The following is an 18,447-nucleotide window of genomic DNA, read 5'->3' as shown; positions in this document are numbered from 1 at the left end:
AAATTATGCGGTGACTTCGCGCCGCCCGCTGACCAGACGGACCGGAGTACCATCACCCAGATACAACCGCTCCCACACGATTTGCCCGGCGCTGATCCTGATTTGATCGTGCACAGCCTCGGAAGTCAGAAACGCTTTGGGTGAAGGCGAATGCAAATCCCACCAGCCATCTTTCTGCAGTTCTGCTTCGGCTTGCCTGATCTCATCCGTTGCAAATTGCCAAAGCGAAACGCCCAGCAAGGCGCGCTGTGAGGTCTTCCAATCCCGCGCCCGGCTGCCCGAATAAGCAAGGCAGGTATGGCTGGCCTCTTCGACAAGGTGCAAGCACTCTGCCGAATGAACGACCAGACGTTTCAGCGCAGAATCCTGCACCCGAACCGGCCCCAACGCCGCAAAAACGGACTGTTGAATATGCGGCGATGGCGTTTGACCCCCGTTTTCCCACCGGGAAATCGTGGTTTGGTCGACTTCAATCAGATCTGCGAGGGCGGATTGCTTAAGTCCAACCGACCGCCGCAACCGCTTCAACCGTTTACCAAAGGCGGGAAAACCGATGGAAACGGCTGCGGTCTTTTTATTCGGCGCAGCAATCACTCGGCTGGTTCGGGCTCGTCAATTTGAGCCACCCGCGCACCGGATTTGTTCGAGGTCACGACGCCCAGCGACTTGAGCTTGCGGTGCAAGGCGCTGCGCTCCATGCCGACAAAACTGGCCGTGCGGCTTATGTTGCCACCAAACCGATTGATCTGGGTCAGCAAATATTCACGCTCGAACGCTTCGCGCGCCTCACGCAGCGGCAGCGTCGCCAGTGCGCCAGACAGTACCACGCGCCCGGACTCGTCGGATTTCTCTTCTTCGTTGGGCAACTCGCGGGCCTCGATCGGGCCAGTGCTGTCGCCTAGGATCAGCACCCGCTCGATCAGGTTCTTCAGCTGACGCACATTGCCCGGCCATGTCATCGTTTGTAGCAAAGCAATAGCCTCATCCGACAGCTCGCGCATCGGCAGACCCTGTGTATCGTTGCACATCTCGATGAAATGTTGCGCCAGAACCGGGATGTCCTCTCGCCGTTCCTCCAGCGAGGGAACCGCAATCGGCACCACATTCAGCCGGTGATACAGTTCTTCGCGGAACCGTTCGGCGGCGATCTCTTCTTCCAGATCGCGGTTGGTCGAGGAGATGACCCGCAGATCAACCCGCACCTTGTCAGAGCCACCGACACGCTGGAATTGCTGATCAACCAACACGCGAAGAATCTTGGACTGCGTCCCCAGCGGCATGTCAGCGACTTCGTCGAAGTAGACAACGCCGCCATGCGCCTCTTCCAACAGGCCTGACTCGATTCCGCGCTCAGACGATTCTCGTCCGAACAGAACCTCTTCAACCCTCTCAGGTTCAATCCCCGCACAATTGACCGTCACAAATGGGGCATTCGCCCGGTTGGAATGGGCATGGATATAGCGCGCGGCAATTTCCTTGCCCGACCCAGCCGGCCCGCTGAGCATAACCCGGCCATTCGACTTTGTTACCTTGTCCAACTGCCCCTGCATCGCTCGGAACGACGCAGAATTGCCAATCATGTCTGAACAGCTGACCTCCTGCCGCTTCAGCGAGGCATTCTCGCGACGCAGGCGCGAGGTTTCCATCGCGCGACGGATCACAACCATCAACTGGTCAATATTAAAGGGCTTTTCGATAAAGTCGTATGCCCCCTGTTTGATCGCGGCCACCGCAATTTCGATATTACCGTGGCCCGAAATGATCACCACCGGCACATCCGGGTTGTCCCGTTTCACCGCTTTCAGGATATCGATCCCGTCCATACGGCTGTCTTTCAGCCAGATATCCAGGATTAACAATCCCGGAGGTTCAGCATTGATCGACGACATGCACTCGTCCGAGTTTGCTGCCAGCCGGGTGGAATAGCCTTCGTCCTCCAGAATGTCGGACACCAATTCGCGAATATCGCGTTCGTCATCTACGATCAGAATGTCGCTCATCTTTGGCCTGCTTTCAGTTTGTTTGTTTTAATCGCCTGTTTTTCCGGCGCATTTGTCGGGCCGCCTGAGGCCCCGGGTAGACGAATGACAGCCATTGCGCCGAAATGGTCCTGTCCGTCGAATGTGGGCGCGTCTTCCAATGTCAGCGCTCCGCCATGTTCTTCGATGATCTTCTTTACGATGGGCAGGCCAAGGCCTGTGCCTTCGTCACGCGTAGTCACATAAGGTTCGAACAGCCGTGCCCTGTCCTCGGGCAGACCGATGCCATTGTCCGCTATGGTGATCTGCGTTCCTGCATCGTCAGTGGAGACTACGACTTTGATCTGAGGTTTCAGATTGTCCGGTGCGCCTTTTTCTTTCAGCGTTTCAATAGCCTCGCCCGCGTTCTTGATCAGGTTCGTCAACGCTTGGCTCAACATGGTCGAATCCACATCCGCCAAAATGGGCTGTTCAGGTAAATCCGCATCGATCTGAACATCAGGCTGACCCGCCTGCTGCAACAGAACCGCCTCACGCACTAGCGTCACGATATTCTCTTCGCGCCGTTCCGGTTCGGGCATGCGTGCGAATTTCGAGAACTCATCAACAATCCGCCGCAGATCATTGGTCTGCCTCACGATCACGTCGGTCATCGATTCCAGGCTATCGCAATCGTCCTCGTCCAGCTTGCGCGAGAATTTGCGCTTGATCCGCTCGGCGCTCAGTTGGATCGGTGTCAGCGGATTCTTGATCTCATGCGCAATGCGACGGGCCACATCGCCCCAGGCCGCCATGCGCTGCGCGCTTACCAGATCGGTCACGTCATCAAAGGCCACAACGTAGCCTTCCAGCCTTCCATCCTCGCCACGCCGCGTCGCCATGCGTACCAGTAAGTTCTCCAACCGGCCTTTGCGGGTTACCTTGATCTCCCCCTGAACCGCCTCTTGCCCGCTGTCCTTAAGGGCTTCGAACAAAGGCAAAAATTCGGGAACAGCGATGCCGATTGCCAGGTTCTGCTCTCCACCAGACCAGCCCAGAAGACGTTCCGCGGATCGGTTTACGAAGGTCACACAGCCCTCTGAATCAACGCCAACGACACCGGATGTCACCGAGCTTAGAACTGAATCAAATAGCCGCCTTCGACGTTCGATATGGCGAGTGTTTTCCAACAGCGTGTCGCGCTGCCCCTTCAACTGACGAGTCATCTGGTTGAAGTAGCGGCCCAGCATCGCGATTTCGTCATCGCTGGCCTCTTCGATGACCTGAACACTCAGATCACCAGCACCAACGCGCTGCGCCGCCGTTGTCAGCCGTCCAACAGGGCGAGAAAGACGTTCGGCGAACCACATGCCCAGCGACATCGCGGCCAGAATCAGGATCACAGCAAAGCCGAGATAAAGAAGGCCGAATTCGAACAGGACCCTGCCCCGCTCACTTTCCAATTGGCTGTAGAACTGTGCTGTCTCTTTGGTTTCATCAAGCAGGGTCAGAAGCTGCCCATCAACCTCGCGACTGACATAAAGATACCGGTCAAGATAGGCATGCAAAGGAACAAGCGCGCGGAATTCGCTGTTCTCCCAATCGGCAATGATGGCCACGCCCTGATCATTGGCCTCGATCATCTCTTCGGGAGTTGGTGCCTCGTAGTCGAACAGGTAGGACCGATCACCGCGCGACCGGATTTCGGCGCTGCCATCGATCACATAGGCCTCGCGCAAACCGCGTTGTATCTGGGCCTGACCCTGGGCCAGAACCTCTCGCAATTCGGCGTCTGAGACAAAATAATCCAACGATCGCGCGTTATCGAGGAAACGCGCCAGAACAACCGCATCCTGCGTCAGGCCCTCGCGGTGTTCCTGTTCGTAAGCTTCGGCTGCAGTTAGTGACGACCCAACCACCTGCCGCACACGGTCCGAGAACCAACCTTCAAGGCCGATATTCACCGTCAGCCCGGCGAAAATCGCCACGGTGACCGTCGGCACCAAAGCCAACAGCGTGAAAGCGCCGATCAGGCGCAGGTGAAGACGGGAGCCCGCAGATTTTGCGCGACGCGCGGCGATCAGACTGAACAATTGGCCCAACACCAGCGCAGCTACGACCAGCACGTAGACCAGATCAGCCAACAAAATCAGCCGCAGTGTCGGTGCCGCAGCGCCAAGATCAAAAGGGCCAATGACGAGATAGGTTGCAAGCGCCAGAACCGGGCCCAGCATAACCAGTCCCAAGGTACTGAAATTGCGCATCCTCCGGGACTTGCGCCACCGGTTGATCGATAGGATCGGCCCGTTCTGTGCACGGGTTGCCACCGTCTGCCCTCATTCTGATGTGCCGCTTGCGCGGCTTACCGCCATATATCGTGGTCGTTCCCGGGGTCGAACCCGAATGCCACTGTTTGTGTGGCGATATTACATCAGTTTGCGACGGCGTGTCACCTGAATATCGAGGTCAGTAATCTTTTTCCGCAGCGTATTCCGGTTAATCCCCAGGAGATCAGCACATTTTGCCTGATTTCCACCGGTCGCATCCAGCGCGATTTCGATCAACGGTGCCTCGACCTCGCGTAGAATACGTTGATAGAGGCCGGGAGGCGGCAGGATGTTTCCGTGCAGATCAAAATACCGGCGCAGGTGACGACCAACCGAAGATGACAGCTTCTCACGCTCGCCATCACCCAGAACTGGTTCGGCCTCGGGCTGGCTACCCAGCACCATCTCAACTTCGGTGCGCGAGATTTCATCAGAACGGCTGGTTAGACCAAGACGCCGGATCGCATTTTCAAGCTGTCGGACATTGCCGGGCCAGGAATACCGGCGCACCAACTCAACCGCTTCGGGGCTGAGGCGACGCTGCGCGCCACTTTCCCGCTCCTCCCGCGCCAGAAAGTGATCGGTTAGCAAGGTGATATCATCAACCCGCTCGCGCAACGCAGGCACGTGGATCGTCGCACCGCAGAGACGGTAATAGAGATCTTGTCGTACGCGACCACTTTCCATTGCGTCGGTCAGATCTGATTGACTTGTGGCCATGAAACGCGGCACGTGATCGCCCGGCGTGTCCATCATGCGCACGATACGGGCCTGAATCTCATCATCAATATCGGCAATTTCATCGATCAGCAGCGTACCACCACGTACGCGCGCCATAACCCGTGCCGGGCCTTCCAAATCGCTCAGATCGGCAGCTGTCACGGTGACAAAGGGCAGTGTCCTTCGGTCAGAGAAATCGTGAATAGCGCGTGCTATCAGAGATTTACCCGTCCCACTTTCACCAGAAATCATCACAGACAGATCCGTGTTCATCACCCGGGCGACCAGACGATAAAGCGCCTGCATCACGGGGGTGCGCCCAACCAGCGGCAGTTCATCAGGGCGGTCTTCGCTGGCCATCACCGGCTCTGCCTGTACCCGCTGCTTTTGATCCAGCGCCCTCGCGGTGCGCTTCATCAGATCGGGCAAATCGAAAGGCTTTGGCAGATAATCGTAAGCTTCGGCCTCAGCCGCCTGAATGGCTGTCATGATGGTGTTCTGGGCCGAGATCACGATGACCGGCAAACCGGGACGGTCCTGCGCGATCTTTGGCAGCATCTCCAACCCGTTTCCATCCGGCATTACCACATCCGAGATCACAACGTCGCCCTTGCCTTCGGCTACCCAGCGCATCAGCGTGGTCAGCGAAGATGTCGCGTGAACCTTGCACCCCGCCCGCGTCAGGGCCTGTGTAAGAACCGTGCGGATCGTGCGGTCGTCATCGGCAACCAGAACTGTGCCATCCATCAGATGCTCTCCTTTTCATACGCGTCGTTCGGTGCACGCCGCAGGGACAGTCGAAAACTAGTGCGACCGGGCACAGATTCAGCCGAAATCCAGCCGTCGTGGTCGGAAACGATCTTGCTGACCAGCGCCAGCCCAAGCCCGGTGCCGTTCTCCTTGCCCGACACGAAGGGGTCGAAAATATCACTGCGAATATTTTCCGGCAGGCCCGGCCCATCATCAATAATCTCGATCTGCAGAGGCAGCGAATGACCCGAACCGTCACTGCGCCGAAGTCGGAATGAATGCTCAAAATAGGTACGCAGCCGGATTGTACCGTTGCCATCAGCAGCTTCCGAAGCGTTTTTGAGCAAGTTCAGAACCACCTGCAGGAACTGATCCGGGTCCCCGTAGGCCAAGGGCAGCGAGGGGTCGTAATCCTCGATAATCGTCATATGCGCGCCAAAACCCAACAGCGCTGACCGGCGCGCGCGATCCAGTACATCGTGGATATTGACCGGTTTGAAATCGGGTTGAGACAGGTTGCCGAACTGTTCTACTTGCTCCAACAACTTCACAATGCGGCGGCTTTCCTCAACGATAAGGTCAGTGAGCTCAAGATCTTGCTGCGAAATATTCATGCTGAGCAATTGCGCCGCACCGGTGATCCCTGCCAAAGGGTTCTTGATCTCATGCGCAAGCATCTCTGCCATACCAATCGCAGACTGCGCTGCCGATTTCACAGTGTTGCCACGGGTCATCCGACCGGCCAGTTCGCGCGGCGAGATGATCATGATCATTGAACCGGGATGCCCCATCAGCGGCGCGATTTGCAGCGCACATTGCAGCGGCGCGCGATTGCCCGACCCAACGTCCACATCGTTCACGAACAGCGGTGTACCTTGTTGACGCGCGCGCAAAAACGCCTCTTCCAACGGCGCGTCAACCGCGAGTTGATCCCAGACCGGGTGTCCAATCACTGCCTTGCGGGAGGCGTTCAGAAACCCCTCACCCGAGGAGTTGACGTCCGATATCCGATCTTCGGCATCGATAATGAACGCCGGAACCGGAAGCGAGGTCCAGATGCTCTGGTCAGAGGTCATGCTGCTGCCTCCGCCGTGCCACTAAGCGCATCTGCCAAAAGCCATAACACATCATTGGTGTCGCGGGATGTCAGGACAGCCCGCCGCAAGGTGGCGGGTGTTCCAGCCTCATCCATGTACCAACCGAGATGTTTGCGTGCGACGCGCAGGCCCAGATCGGTACCGTAAAACTCCAGCATCGCCAGATAGTGGCCACGCACCATCTCGATCAGTTCAGTGCCCGTGGGAATGGTTGGAGAAGCAGCGCCATAGAGATCATGGCAAATCTGCGCCAGCAGCCAGGGCTTGCCCTGCGCCCCCCGACCTATCATGACGCCATCGGCCCCGGACTGATTCAGCGCGATTTGCGCGGCCTCGGTATCGACGATGTCACCGTTTGCGATGACAGGGATCGAGACGGCTTCTTTCACCGCCCGGATCGCCCGCCAATCTGCCCGGCCTTTATAGAATTGACAGCGCGTACGCCCATGGATGGTCACCATCCGGATGCCTGCGTCCTGCGCACGCCGCGCCACATCCGGCGCGTTCAGCAGATTGTCATCCCAGCCTAGCCGCGTTTTCAGCGTAACAGGCAAATCAACTGCACCCACAACGGCCTCGATCAGCGTCAGTGCATGGTCCGGAGTTTTCAACAAAGCCGAACCGGAATAGCCGTTGGTTACCTTCTTGGCTGGGCAACCCATATTGATATCGATCACGCGCGCGCCCCGGTCAGCGACTTGCCGGGCGGCCTCGGCCATCCAATGCGCCTCGCGTCCGGCCAGTTGCACAGCGGTGTTTTCCACATCCGCCGAAAGCTCGGCCCGTTCACGTACGCCTGGTTTGGCCTGCACCATCTCTTGGCTGGCGACCATTTCGCTGACAACCATCCCCGCGCCGAAGCGCATCACAAGGTCCCTAAAAGGCCGGTCGGTGATTCCGGCCATTGGCGCCAACAGCACCGGAGGGGTCAGATCCTTTTCAGCAAGACGCAGGGCCAATGTGCTTAATCCTTGAGCAGTTGCGCATTTGATATCGAAATTGCGGCATATGAACAATAAAACGGGAGCATTCAAGCCCGCAAAATCATCATATGCTTATTTTTTAAGCAAATTGACGCGGGTGATTGCCTCTGCATTCACCGACCCCTAAACAATGCCCCAATCAGGAGGCCTTTCAGATGACCACAGCCGCCATCATCGTCGCCGCCGGGCGCGGCCTGCGCGCCGGAGGCGGAGTGCCCAAACAGTGGCGTGCGTTGAGCGGGAGGCGCGTGGCCGATTGGGCGATTGACCGCTTCGAAGGGTTGGTTGATCACGTCGTTTTGGTGCTGGCCGAAGAGGACACAGCCGTTTGGGAAGAATTCAGCGCGACAAACCTGATCCTTGCACCCGGCGGTGCAGACCGCGCCGGATCAGTGCGCAACGGGTTGCAGGCTTTGGAAGCGTACAGCGTTGAAAAGGTTTTGATTCACGATGTTGCCCGTCCCTGCGTCAGCGCTCGGATAATCGGCGATGTTCTGAAAGCACTCGACACGCATACGGCAGCTGCTCCAGGCTTGGCCGTCACGGATGCGCTATGGACAGGAGACGGCTCGATGGTGACAGGAACGCATGATCGATCCGGCCTTTACGCTGCGCAGACACCGCAGGGATTTCATTTTGGCACAATCACCGCCGCCCATTCAGCCCATCCCGGAGGTGCGGCGGATGATGTAGAAGTCGCGCGCGCTGCAGGAGTCGAAGTCGCGATTATTCCGGGCGATGCGGATAACCTGAAAATCACACGGCCCGAGGATTTCGCCCGGGCCGAACGTACAATGGGTATGAATATGGATGTAAGGCTGGGCAACGGCTACGACGTGCACCGCTTTGGTGACGGAGATCACGTGATCCTCTGCGGTGTGAAGGTGCCGCACAATCGTGGGCTCCAAGGTCACTCCGATGCAGATGTGGGGATGCACGCGGTCACCGACGCGATCTATGGCGCCCTGGCGCGGGGTGATATCGGACAGCATTTTCCGCCCTCCGATCCGCAGTGGAAAGGTGCAGCGAGTGAAATTTTCCTGCGCCACGCAGTCGAATTGGCTGGGCAGTTGGGCTATGAGATCTCGAATGTCGACTGCACACTGGTCTGCGAATTTCCCAAGATCGGCCCTCATGCCGATACCATGCGTGCCGAAATGGCACGGATCATGGGCTTGCGCACCGATCAGGTCTCGGTCAAGGCCACCACATCCGAACGGCTGGGCTTTACCGGTCGCAGCGAAGGCATTGCCTCGCTCGCAACTGCCTGTCTGGTGAAGTCATGACAGCGGCTCGTCTAATCGGAACCGTCTGCGGCGTCGGTTACCTCCGCCCTGCCCCCGGCACCTGGGGATCGCTGGCTGCTTTGCCGCTGGGATGGGTTCTGCATACGCTGGGTGGCTTCCCCTTGCTGGTCATCTCAACACTCGCGGTTTTCTTCGGGGGCCTGTGGGCTACGCAAGTGATGACAGCTGGACAAGATGACCACGACCCGTCCGAAATTGTCATTGATGAAGTCGCGGGCCAGTTCATCGCGATATGGGCGATTTCCTACCCGTCTTGGGCGCATGGGATCGACATCACAGCGCTCTGGCCCGGCTGGATCGCGGGTTTTCTCTTGTTCCGCCTCTTCGACATTACCAAACCCGGTCCCATTGGCTGGGCCGACCGGCGTGGAGATCCGATGGGTGTCATGCTGGATGATGTGATCGCTGGCGTCTTTGCGGCCATCGGTGTGGTCGTCCTCGCCGGTATCTCACATGGAGTCATGGGTCTATGACCGTTGTCGACCTGCTGGATCGCGCCAAGGCGCAGGGCATGATGATCGCCACTGCTGAAAGCTGTACCGGCGGTATGGTCGCCGCTGCACTGACTGACATCCCTGGCAGCTCTGCCGTGGTTGAGCGCGGCTTTGTCACCTACACCAACACCGCAAAGCAAGAGATGCTGGGCGTGCGCGCCGATACGCTTGAGACGTATGGCGCAGTTTCAGAAGAAGTCGCCCAAGAAATGGCCAATGGCGCCCTGCAGAATTCGCGGGCGCAGTTGGCGGTCTCGATCACTGGCATCGCGGGCCCCGGCGGGTCCGAACACAAACCCGAAGGCCGCGTATGCTTTGGCCTCGCTGCACAGGGTCAACCGACCCGAACCGAGACCGTGGAATTCGGAGCCCAGGGACGGGATAACGTACGTCGCGCTGCGCGGGACCACGCTTTGACCCTTTTGAGAGACGCTCTTGCTGATCTGGCTCGGACCTAAGAATACCTGCAGTCTACAGCGCATCATTTCGAATACTGGGCGCTGTATACAGTTACTGCGCGGCAGCCTACGCATTTGTGACGGCAATGGTGGTTGCGCTTCTTACCTCGCCTCGCATACACGTCGAAACCGAGATTGAAGGCACAGTCTTGCCGATTGCGGAAAGCGAGCCTGAGAAATGAGCAGTCAAGCCCACCTTGGCTGCTCTGCCCGCAAGGGCATCAAGCGGACCTCTTGGGGGTCCGCTTTTCTTTTAGCGTGCCCTCTCGACTCTGGGCCGGGGGTCAGGCTATCAGCCTGCGACACCCTTTCAGCCCAGAGGTCTGCGCCATGATCCCCAGTTCCTTCCCCGACAGCACCGAAATCGCCCGCCTGACCGCACGGATGCTGCTGGAGATCAAAGCCGTACACTTTAATTCCCGCGAACCTTTCACGCTGGCCAGCGGTCTACCAAGCCCGACCTATATCGATTGCCGCAAGCTGATCTCGTACCCGCGCATCCGCTCAACCCTGATGGACTTCCTGACGGTTACCGTGATGCGCGACGCGGGGTTCGAAGCGTTTGACAATATCGCCGGTGGCGAGACAGCAGGTATTCCCTTCGCTGCAATGGTGGCCGAGCGCATGGCACTGCCAATGACCTACGTGCGGAAGAAACCCAAAGGCTACGGCCGGAACGCCCGCATCGAAGGCGCGATGAGCGAGGGTGAGCGGGTACTGCTGGTTGAAGACCTGACCACCGATGGAGGCTCAAAACTGTCCTTTGTCGACGCGATCCGCGAAACCGGTGCGACCTGTGGGCATACGGCTGTGATCTTCTATTATGGTATTTTCGCCGAAACCGAGAAAACGCTGGGCGATCACGGCGTAAAATTGCACTCGCTTTGTACTTGGTGGGATGTTTTGGCGGAAGCCAAAGCGCAAAAGGCCTTTGACGAAGAGACGCTTGATGGCGTCGAGGCCTTCCTGAACGACCCGCGTGGTTGGCAGGACGCACATAAAAGCTGACGTTGCGCAAACTGTTTTCAGAATGGAAACACTAACCGCTGCGTCGATCGCTTCATCCACAAGATGTTGACGCAACCCTGCCTCATCCTTCAATATGATGGGGCAGAGAGATATGCACAGCATATCCCCAGAAAACATACAATTTGCGCCGACTCACAGGGCCGCGCTATGGCCTCTGTCCAGGGGACAAAGAGAACAGCAATGAACGAGATCAGCAGTATCGAGCAGGCCGCCGCACAGATTCAGAACCCAGAAACAATGCCGCACTCCATCGAGGCCGAGCAGCAGCTTCTGGGTGCGATTCTGACGAATAATGATCTGTATGATCGGGTCGCATCGATTATTGGGGCCGAGCATTTCTATGATCCGGTTCATGCGCGCATCTACGAAGTCGCGTCGACCCGTATCGCCAAAAATGCGCTGGCTTCACCCGTCACGCTGAAGTCTTTCATGGCCGAGGATGAGGGCCTGAAGGAACTGGGTGGTCCGGCCTATCTGGTCAAGCTTGCCGGTGCCTCAATCAGTGCCTTTGCGGTGCATGACTACGCCCAGATGATCTATGACCTCGCCATTCGGCGCGAGCTGATCCGGCTGGGCCGGGACATTTCTGACAAGGCTGCGCGGGTCGATGTCAGCAGCGAGCCCAAAGAACAGATCGTCGAGGCCGAGCAACAGCTTTATCAGTTATCCGAGCAGGGCCAGACCGAACAGGGTTTTCAATCCTTCCTCAAGGCGGTCACAGAAGCCGTCAACGTCACCAACGAGGCGTACCAACGCGGTGGCGGCATGGCGGGGATTTCCACCGGTCTGGCCGATCTCGACAAGCAATTGGGTGGCCTGCACCCGTCCGACCTGATCATTTTGGCCGGGCGTCCGTCGATGGGTAAGACATCGCTGGCAACAAACGTCGCATTTAACGTGGCCAAGGCCTACAAGCGCGGCACCAAGCCGGACGGCTCTGAAGGTGCGATCGACGGCGGTGTGGTTGGGTTCTTTTCACTCGAAATGAGCGCCGAACAGCTTGCGGGCCGGGTTCTGGCCGAGGCTTCCGAGATCTCCAGTCACAAAATCCGCCAGGGCGACATGACCGAGTCCGAGTTCCGCCGCTTCGTTGACGCCGCGAAAGAACTGGAAGCCTGCCCGCTATTCATCGATGACACCCCCGCCCTGCCGATCTCGCAACTCGCTGCCCGTGCACGGCGGCTGAAGCGGACGCACGGGCTGGATTTGCTGGTGATCGACTACCTTCAGCTCTGCCGCGGAATGGCCGACAACCGCGTCAACGAAATCGCCGAGATTTCGATGGGCATGAAAGCCATCGCCAAGGAACTCAACATCCCGGTCATCGCATTGTCACAGCTCAGCCGACAGGTAGAAAGCCGTGACGACAAACGCCCGCAGCTGTCTGACCTGCGGGAATCGGGCTCGATCGAACAGGATGCCGACGTTGTGATGTTCGTGTTCCGCGAGGAATACTACAAGGAACGCGAAAAACCCGGCGATCACGAGTTGGAAAAGATGGAAGAGTGGAAACAGGCCATGGAGCGCCTGCATGGCAAAGCCGAGGTCATCGTCGGCAAGCAGCGCCACGGCCCCATCGGCACGGTCGAGCTGTCGTTCGAAGCTCAGTTCACCCGATTTGGCAATCTGGTCAAACCTTGGCAACAGGACAGCCAGATCGAGGGCTACTGATCCCTTGACCTACCCGAGCCGATGTGTACGGATCGGGCCATGCAAGCTTGTCTCAATCCCCTACCCCGGCGCGTGATTCTGGCGCGTCATTTCGGGCATCGCCGCAAACGCTTTGCGGGATAGACCGGGGGCATTTTTGCCCCTGCAATCTTCCCAATATAAGCGAGAGAGACATGACTGAATTCACAGAGATCCCCGTTATTCGTCTGGGTGCACGCCCTGATGAGGAAATCGCGGCCGAGTTTCGTTCGGCCTACGGCACGACCGGTTTTGGCTATATCGAAGATCACGGGATCGACCCGCAGCTGATGCGCGATGTGTTCGAAGCCTCAAAACGGTTTCACGCACTGCCGCTGGATCAAAAGCTGGCAATCGCAGTCGACCACACGCATCGCGGATACATCGCCATCAACACATCGACAGATGTGAACTCAACACTGGCCGATGTAAAAAAACCCAACCAATCCGCCAGCTTCATGATGATGCGCGAGGATGCTGGTGTTGATCCCGATATCTACCTCTCGGGTCCAAACCGATGGCCTGATCTACCGGATTTTCGCGACACCCTGGAAACCTACGTTAAGGCTATGTCGGCCCTCGGACGCAGATTGATGCATATCGCGCTGATCGCTTGCGAGGCGCAGGATTTCTCGGTCCTTTCCGCGTTTGATGAGCCTACATTCTGGCTGCGTCTGCTTCACTATCCTCCGCAAGCAAAGACCAGCCCCGATGATCTGTTCGGCTCGGCCCCGCACACTGATTTCGGATGCCTAACGCTGCTCGCTCAAGATCAGGTGGGCGGCTTGCAGGTCAAAACACCGTCAGGGCATTGGGTTGACGTTCCGTCCCGTCCCGACGCCTTTGTCGTCAATGTCGGGGATATGCTGAACCGGATGTCAAACGGTCGCCTGCTATCGACGCCGCATCGGGTCATCAACCGTTCTGGCCGTGAACGATATAGCGTTCCGTTCTTCTTTGATCCTCATGTCAGCACAATCATCGAACCCCTACCCGGGACCGGCCAACCTCAGTTTAGCCCCTTATTATTTGCGGATTTCCTGCGTTCCGAGCTGGAAGCGGCCTATGAGGCGCATAAACCCGCCAAGAATTAAGGTGCTCCCCCTTGACCTGGGCCAATCCTATGTGATGAACGGCGTTTATGAGTACCGCACATCTGACGATAAATCTGCACGCGCTCGCCCAGAACTGGCAGGCGCTTGACGCAAAGACCCAGGTTGAGACCGGCGCAGTGGTTAAAGCTGACGCTTACGGGTTAGGTGCCGGTCCAGTAGCCTCTGCGCTGGCTGAGGAAGGCGTTGCAAAATTCTTCGTCGCCGTTGCCGAGGAAGGCGTGGCCGTGCGTGAGGCTGTGGGCCCCGGCCCGCTGGTTGCGGTGTTTTCCGGACATATGGAGGGTGACACGGATCTGCTGCGCCAGCATGATCTGACGCCGTTGATCAACTCGCCCGAACAATTCAAGCGTCATCGTCAGGCCCTGCCCGATCGTGGCTTTGGTATCCAGCTCGACAGCGGTATGAATCGCCTTGGGCTTGAGCCTGCGGACTGGGCCGAACTGCGGCACGAAGCCCTTGCCCTGAACCCGTTGGTGATAATGTCGCATTTGGCCTGCGGGGATGAGCCTGAACACCCAATGAACCGCCAACAGTTGAACACGTTCAAACAGATGACCGATGGCGTCGACGTGCCGCGCTCGCTTGCGGCGACGGGTGGTACTCTGATGGGGCCGGAATTCCACTTTGACTTTTGCCGCCCAGGGATTGGCCTGTACGGCGGGATGCCCTTTGCCGGGGCCAAGCCGGTCGTCACCGTCGATATGCCGGTGATTCAAGTGCGCGACGTCGCCGTGGGCGAGACCGTCGGCTACGGCAACAGCTGGAGCGCGCGCCGCCCGTCGAAGATTGCGACCGTTGCGGCCGGTTATGCCGATGGGCTGCATCGCGCCATTGGGGGCGGCATCGATACATTCGCTGGTGATCAGCCCTGCCCAGTGGTAGGACGTATCTCGATGGACCTGATCACCGTGGATGTGACTGACTTGCCGTATAAACCTGATCGCCTGCGTATCCTGAACGGGCACCAAACCGTCGATGATCTGGCCGAAGCCGCTGGCACCATCGGCTATGAAATTCTGACCTCGCTCGGCAGTCGCTTTTCGCGGGGCTACGTGGAATGAATCCCGTTTCATTGCTGGGTGAGCTGGGGCGTTCTATCCTGACCATGCTCGCCGCGTTTGGCCGCGTCGCGCTGTTCGCGCTCGACGCGGTTTCGCACATTTTTCGACCACCGTTTTATCCGCGCGAGTTCGGCATCGCCCTGCTGAATATCGGCTGGTTGTCCCTGCCCGTGGTCGGCCTGACCGCCATCTTCACCGGCGGCGCGTTGGCGCTGCAGATCTACGCAGGCGGCGCGCGTTTCAACGCCGAAGCCGTTGTGCCCCAGATCGTCGCCATAGGCATGGTGCGAGAGCTTGGCCCGGTGCTGGTCGGCCTGATGATCGCCGCCCGCGTGACGTCTTCGATCGCCGCCGAGATTGCGACGATGAAAGTGACCGAGCAGATCGACGCTCTGGTCACATTGTCCACCCATCCGATGAAATACCTCACCGCCCCACGCGTGCTGGCCGCCCTGATCACGGTTCCAGCGCTGGTCGGGGTCGGAGATATCATCGGCATTGCAGGCGGCTACACCGTCGCGACGCAAAATCTGGGCTTCAACCCGGCAGCCTATCTGAAAAACACCGTCGATTTCCTTGAAGCGCGGGATATCGTTTCGTCACTCGTCAAAGGTGCCGCCTTCGGTGTGATCGCCGCCATCATGGGCTGCTATTACGGCATGTCATCGGGCCGCGGCGCGCAGGGCGTGGGCCGCGCCACCAAGGGCTCGGTCGAGGCTGCTGCCGTGCTGATCCTCGCCGCCAATTTCGTTCTTACAGGGGTGTTCTTCTCGCTATGATCCGGATGGAGAACGTACATAAGGCCTTTGACGACAACCACGTCCTGCAAGGCATGAACCTTGAGATCCCCAAGGGCACCTCGATGGTCATCATCGGCGGTTCTGGAACTGGCAAATCCGTGGCGTTGAAATGTATCCTCGGCCTGATCAAACCCGACAGCGGCATGATCTACGTCGACGGCAAAGACGCCGCGAAAGGCGACCGCGATGCGTTTCTGGCCCGCTTTGGAATGCTGTTTCAGGGCGCGGCGCTGTTCGACTCGCTGCCCGTCTGGCAAAACGTCGCCTTCCGCCTGCTGCGCGGCTCGTTGAAACGCCCCGCTGATGAAGCCCGCGAAATCGCCATCGAGAAACTGCGCCGCGTGGGCCTGAAATCCAACGTTGCTGACCGGTTCCCGGCCGAGCTGTCGGGCGGCATGCAAAAACGCGTCGGCCTCGCCCGCGCCATCGCCGCCGAGCCCGAGATCATCTTTTTCGATGAGCCTACCACCGGCCTCGACCCCATCATGTCCGGCGTCATCAACGACCTGATCCGCGAAATCGTGACCGAGATGGGCGCCACCGCGATGACCATCACCCACGACATGAGCTCGGTCCGCGCGATTGCCGACAACGTCGCCATGCTGCACGGAGGCGTGATCCAGTGGACCGGCCCGGTCGGCCAGATGGACGCCTCGGGCGATCCTTATGTGGAGCAGTTCATCAGCGGCAGTGCCGAGGGGCCGATTGAGGCGGTGCGTTAAGCTCTCTCCGCCTCACGATCCTGCTTTAACTGATCATACGCGCGCTTAGCGTAGTCATAGCGCAATAGATATTGCCCTGCGCTTATCACAAAGTCGGGGGTTTGAATGCGTATTGCATCAAACACTTGGCGAAGATGTGTTCCGGAAACCGGGATGTAGCCGGGATCTTCGCCAGAAAACCTGTTGAATAGACGGCCACCAAACCATACCGCTCTTCTTCGTGCGCGATCCGTTTCGTAAAGTCGGAAATGCAAAACACCAAAGAGCTGCTCTCGGTCAAACGGCAACCTGTCTGCTGCCGCACTCGCAGCTGAAAAGACAGCATTTAAGCCGTCAGTTCCCGCAGCAACGGTTCCTTTATTAAATGCGGATGGGCCATTTACGATCTTTATTATTGGGTCAGGCACTGCAATCTAAAGCTGATTAATTTAGGACTTACTTAAACTTACACTCAACTCAAGCGACCGCAACTCAGAACTTGCCGCAGATACCTCCACTCATTAAGTATTCAACTGCCTTATCAAAATTCTTGTTCATGACCCTCCGCCTCGCCACCCTATCCCTCCTGATCCTCTACCCCATCGCGTGGTTCGCCCCGCTGATGCGCGCCGGTCTCCTCCCGATCTTCGGCCTCAGTGAAATCAGCGTCATCACCGGGCTCCAGTCCTTGTGGAAGTCCGACATCTTCCTCGCGTTGATCGTTACCGTCTTCGCCCTCTTCGCGCCCTACGTCAAAACCATCGGCACCGCGCTGATCCAATGGAACCTGCTGGACCCGCGCGTCCAGCCCGCGCTCAACATCCTCGGCAAGCTGGCGATGGCCGATATCTTCCTCATCGCGCTCTACATCACGCTGGCCAAAGGCATCTCATACGCCACCATCGAAACCGCATGGGGTCTCTACCTGTTCACCGGCTGCATTCTGGCCTCACTTGCACTGGGCCATATTACAGAGATGACATTTGGATCACGAAAACCTCAGACCTAATTGATTGAAAACAGATTTCTGAGTATCATCTTTATATTTCGAGCAGTAAATTTTGTAGTTTTCGGGTCCGTAGCGGATCACTTCGCGTCTGTTTAACCTTCCGCTTCGGCCCGGTTTTTGTACCGGTTGAAGAAGGAGAACGACGATCATGGCCGCCCTCCACACAATAACATTGCAATTTCAGAATACCTTATTAAGGCTCACTTTTTTCCTGATCTGCGCCGCAGCATTGTTCGCGGTGACGACCACCATTTTATCCGCGATTGGCATCCTGCCCTGGCTCTCGTTGCAGGCCGGTCTCAGCAACGGTGCAACGATTGACGCAGGCGTATATGTTCAGGCCGGATTGACCGCCCTGATCCTGATGCTGGTCTTCTATCTGCCATCGAACGCCCGCATGATGGCGCTTGAAAACACCCATCGTAAGTTCACAATGAATATGCAGGACGTGGCCGGGGCCTATCAGGTCGCCCATGCCGCCGACCGCAGCGGCGCCTTTGCGCTGGCCTCCGAATTCGACGCGGTGAAAGAGCGCATGGCCTTCCTGCGCGATCACCCCGATTTGCAGGGGCTCGAACCGCAGGTGCTGGAACTGGCTGCTCAGATGAGCCAGATCAGCCAGGAACTGGCCGAGACCTATGGGGACACAAAGGTCGAACGCGCCCGTACCTTCCTGCGGCAACGTCAGGAAGAGGTCGAGCAATTCCAGCAGCGCATCGAGGAAGCCCAAATCATCCAGCACGAGCTGCGCCAATGGACCCGAGACATCGAGATCGAGGAATCCATCGCCAAATCGCAACTCGCGCGCCTCAGGGATGAGCTGTTCGATCTGCTTCCGGAACTGTCGGCGCAATTGCAATCCCCCACGGACGATCAAAAACCAGGCAGCGTGGTTGCGATGACCCCGCCGCGTGCCGCGGAATAGGCGCGTCTAGCGCCCGCAGCGGAC

Annotated in this window: 17 protein-coding genes; 11 read left to right on the top strand and 6 right to left on the bottom strand. The window is 58.2% G+C overall.

Annotated features, from left to right (window positions below):
* Positions 1–3: 3 nt before the first annotated feature.
* From ACR0MJ_RS04240 to dusB, 6 genes are all read right to left on the bottom strand, one after another.
* Positions 4–594, bottom strand: coding sequence for a helix-turn-helix transcriptional regulator (locus tag ACR0MJ_RS04240; protein WP_480736069.1), 591 nt, complete (start codon positions 592–594; stop codon positions 4–6).
* Positions 591–2,000, bottom strand: coding sequence for a nitrogen assimilation response regulator NtrX (gene ntrX, locus ACR0MJ_RS04235; protein ID WP_170396856.1), 1,410 nt, complete (start codon positions 1,998–2,000; stop codon positions 591–593). The genes ACR0MJ_RS04240 and ntrX overlap by 4 nt, the downstream gene beginning before the upstream one ends.
* Positions 1,997–4,222, bottom strand: coding sequence for a sensor histidine kinase NtrY-like (locus tag ACR0MJ_RS04230; RefSeq protein ID WP_480453723.1), 2,226 nt, complete (start codon positions 4,220–4,222; stop codon positions 1,997–1,999). Before ACR0MJ_RS04230 ends, ntrX begins: the two co-directional genes overlap by 4 nt.
* A gap of 162 nt (positions 4,223–4,384) precedes the next feature.
* Complete coding sequence (locus tag ACR0MJ_RS04225; RefSeq protein ID WP_170396851.1) at positions 4,385–5,752, bottom strand: sigma-54-dependent transcriptional regulator; 1,368 nt, start codon at positions 5,750–5,752, stop codon at positions 4,385–4,387.
* On the bottom strand, positions 5,752–6,831 hold the full coding sequence (locus tag ACR0MJ_RS04220; protein ID WP_170396849.1) for a two-component system sensor histidine kinase NtrB: 1,080 nt from the start codon (positions 6,829–6,831) through the stop codon (positions 5,752–5,754). Before ACR0MJ_RS04220 ends, ACR0MJ_RS04225 begins: the two co-directional genes overlap by 1 nt.
* On the bottom strand, positions 6,828–7,811 hold the full coding sequence (dusB, locus tag ACR0MJ_RS04215; protein WP_480590185.1) for a tRNA dihydrouridine synthase DusB: 984 nt from the start codon (positions 7,809–7,811) through the stop codon (positions 6,828–6,830). Before dusB ends, ACR0MJ_RS04220 begins: the two co-directional genes overlap by 4 nt.
* 179 nt (positions 7,812–7,990) lie before the next feature.
* Between dusB and ACR0MJ_RS04210 the strand changes: the two genes are divergently transcribed.
* The 11 genes from ACR0MJ_RS04210 to ACR0MJ_RS04160 all read left to right on the top strand — a co-directional run bounded on the left by ACR0MJ_RS04210 (position 7,991) and on the right by ACR0MJ_RS04160 (position 18,423).
* On the top strand, positions 7,991–9,121 hold the full coding sequence (locus ACR0MJ_RS04210; protein ID WP_480759398.1) for a bifunctional 2-C-methyl-D-erythritol 4-phosphate cytidylyltransferase/2-C-methyl-D-erythritol 2,4-cyclodiphosphate synthase: 1,131 nt from the start codon (positions 7,991–7,993) through the stop codon (positions 9,119–9,121).
* A complete protein-coding gene (locus ACR0MJ_RS04205) occupies positions 9,118–9,615 on the top strand; it encodes a phosphatidylglycerophosphatase A family protein (RefSeq protein WP_480759396.1) in 498 nt (165 codons plus the stop codon). The genes ACR0MJ_RS04210 and ACR0MJ_RS04205 overlap by 4 nt, the downstream gene beginning before the upstream one ends.
* Positions 9,612–10,094 (top strand): CinA family protein, encoded by a 483-nt coding sequence (locus tag ACR0MJ_RS04200; RefSeq protein ID WP_170396841.1) that lies wholly within the window; start codon positions 9,612–9,614, stop codon positions 10,092–10,094. Before ACR0MJ_RS04205 ends, ACR0MJ_RS04200 begins: the two co-directional genes overlap by 4 nt.
* Before the next feature lie 330 nt (positions 10,095–10,424).
* A complete protein-coding gene (locus ACR0MJ_RS04195) occupies positions 10,425–11,102 on the top strand; it encodes an orotate phosphoribosyltransferase (RefSeq protein ID WP_170626869.1) in 678 nt (225 codons plus the stop codon).
* A 201-nt stretch (positions 11,103–11,303) separates the two neighbouring features.
* Positions 11,304–12,794: a replicative DNA helicase gene (locus tag ACR0MJ_RS04190; RefSeq protein ID WP_170421945.1), complete on the top strand. Its 1,491-nt coding sequence runs from the start codon at positions 11,304–11,306 to the stop codon at positions 12,792–12,794.
* Positions 12,795–12,967: 173 nt separating this feature from the next.
* Positions 12,968–13,906 carry an isopenicillin N synthase family dioxygenase gene (locus ACR0MJ_RS04185; protein ID WP_480759392.1) on the top strand — a complete coding sequence of 313 codons (939 nt, stop codon included), beginning with the start codon at positions 12,968–12,970 and terminating at the stop codon, positions 13,904–13,906.
* Between the two features lie 47 nt (positions 13,907–13,953).
* Positions 13,954–14,988, top strand: coding sequence for an alanine racemase (alr, locus tag ACR0MJ_RS04180; RefSeq protein ID WP_480759389.1), 1,035 nt, complete (start codon positions 13,954–13,956; stop codon positions 14,986–14,988).
* Positions 14,985–15,767, top strand: coding sequence for an MlaE family ABC transporter permease (locus tag ACR0MJ_RS04175; protein WP_170396831.1), 783 nt, complete (start codon positions 14,985–14,987; stop codon positions 15,765–15,767). The genes alr and ACR0MJ_RS04175 overlap by 4 nt, the downstream gene beginning before the upstream one ends.
* Positions 15,764–16,510 (top strand): ATP-binding cassette domain-containing protein, encoded by a 747-nt coding sequence (locus tag ACR0MJ_RS04170; RefSeq protein ID WP_170396829.1) that lies wholly within the window; start codon positions 15,764–15,766, stop codon positions 16,508–16,510. Before ACR0MJ_RS04175 ends, ACR0MJ_RS04170 begins: the two co-directional genes overlap by 4 nt.
* Positions 16,511–17,045: 535 nt before the next feature.
* On the top strand, positions 17,046–17,498 hold the full coding sequence (locus tag ACR0MJ_RS04165; protein ID WP_170396825.1) for a paraquat-inducible protein A: 453 nt from the start codon (positions 17,046–17,048) through the stop codon (positions 17,496–17,498).
* Positions 17,499–17,646: 148 nt separating this feature from the next.
* Positions 17,647–18,423 carry a DNA repair protein gene (locus tag ACR0MJ_RS04160; RefSeq protein WP_480759387.1) on the top strand — a complete coding sequence of 259 codons (777 nt, stop codon included), beginning with the start codon at positions 17,647–17,649 and terminating at the stop codon, positions 18,421–18,423.
* The last annotated feature ends 24 nt before the right edge of the window (positions 18,424–18,447 follow it).

It is taken from the genome of Ruegeria sp. C6 (assembly GCF_056537625.1).
Note: the sequence above shows the minus strand (reverse complement) of the source record. Positions and strands in the feature narration are given on the sequence as shown.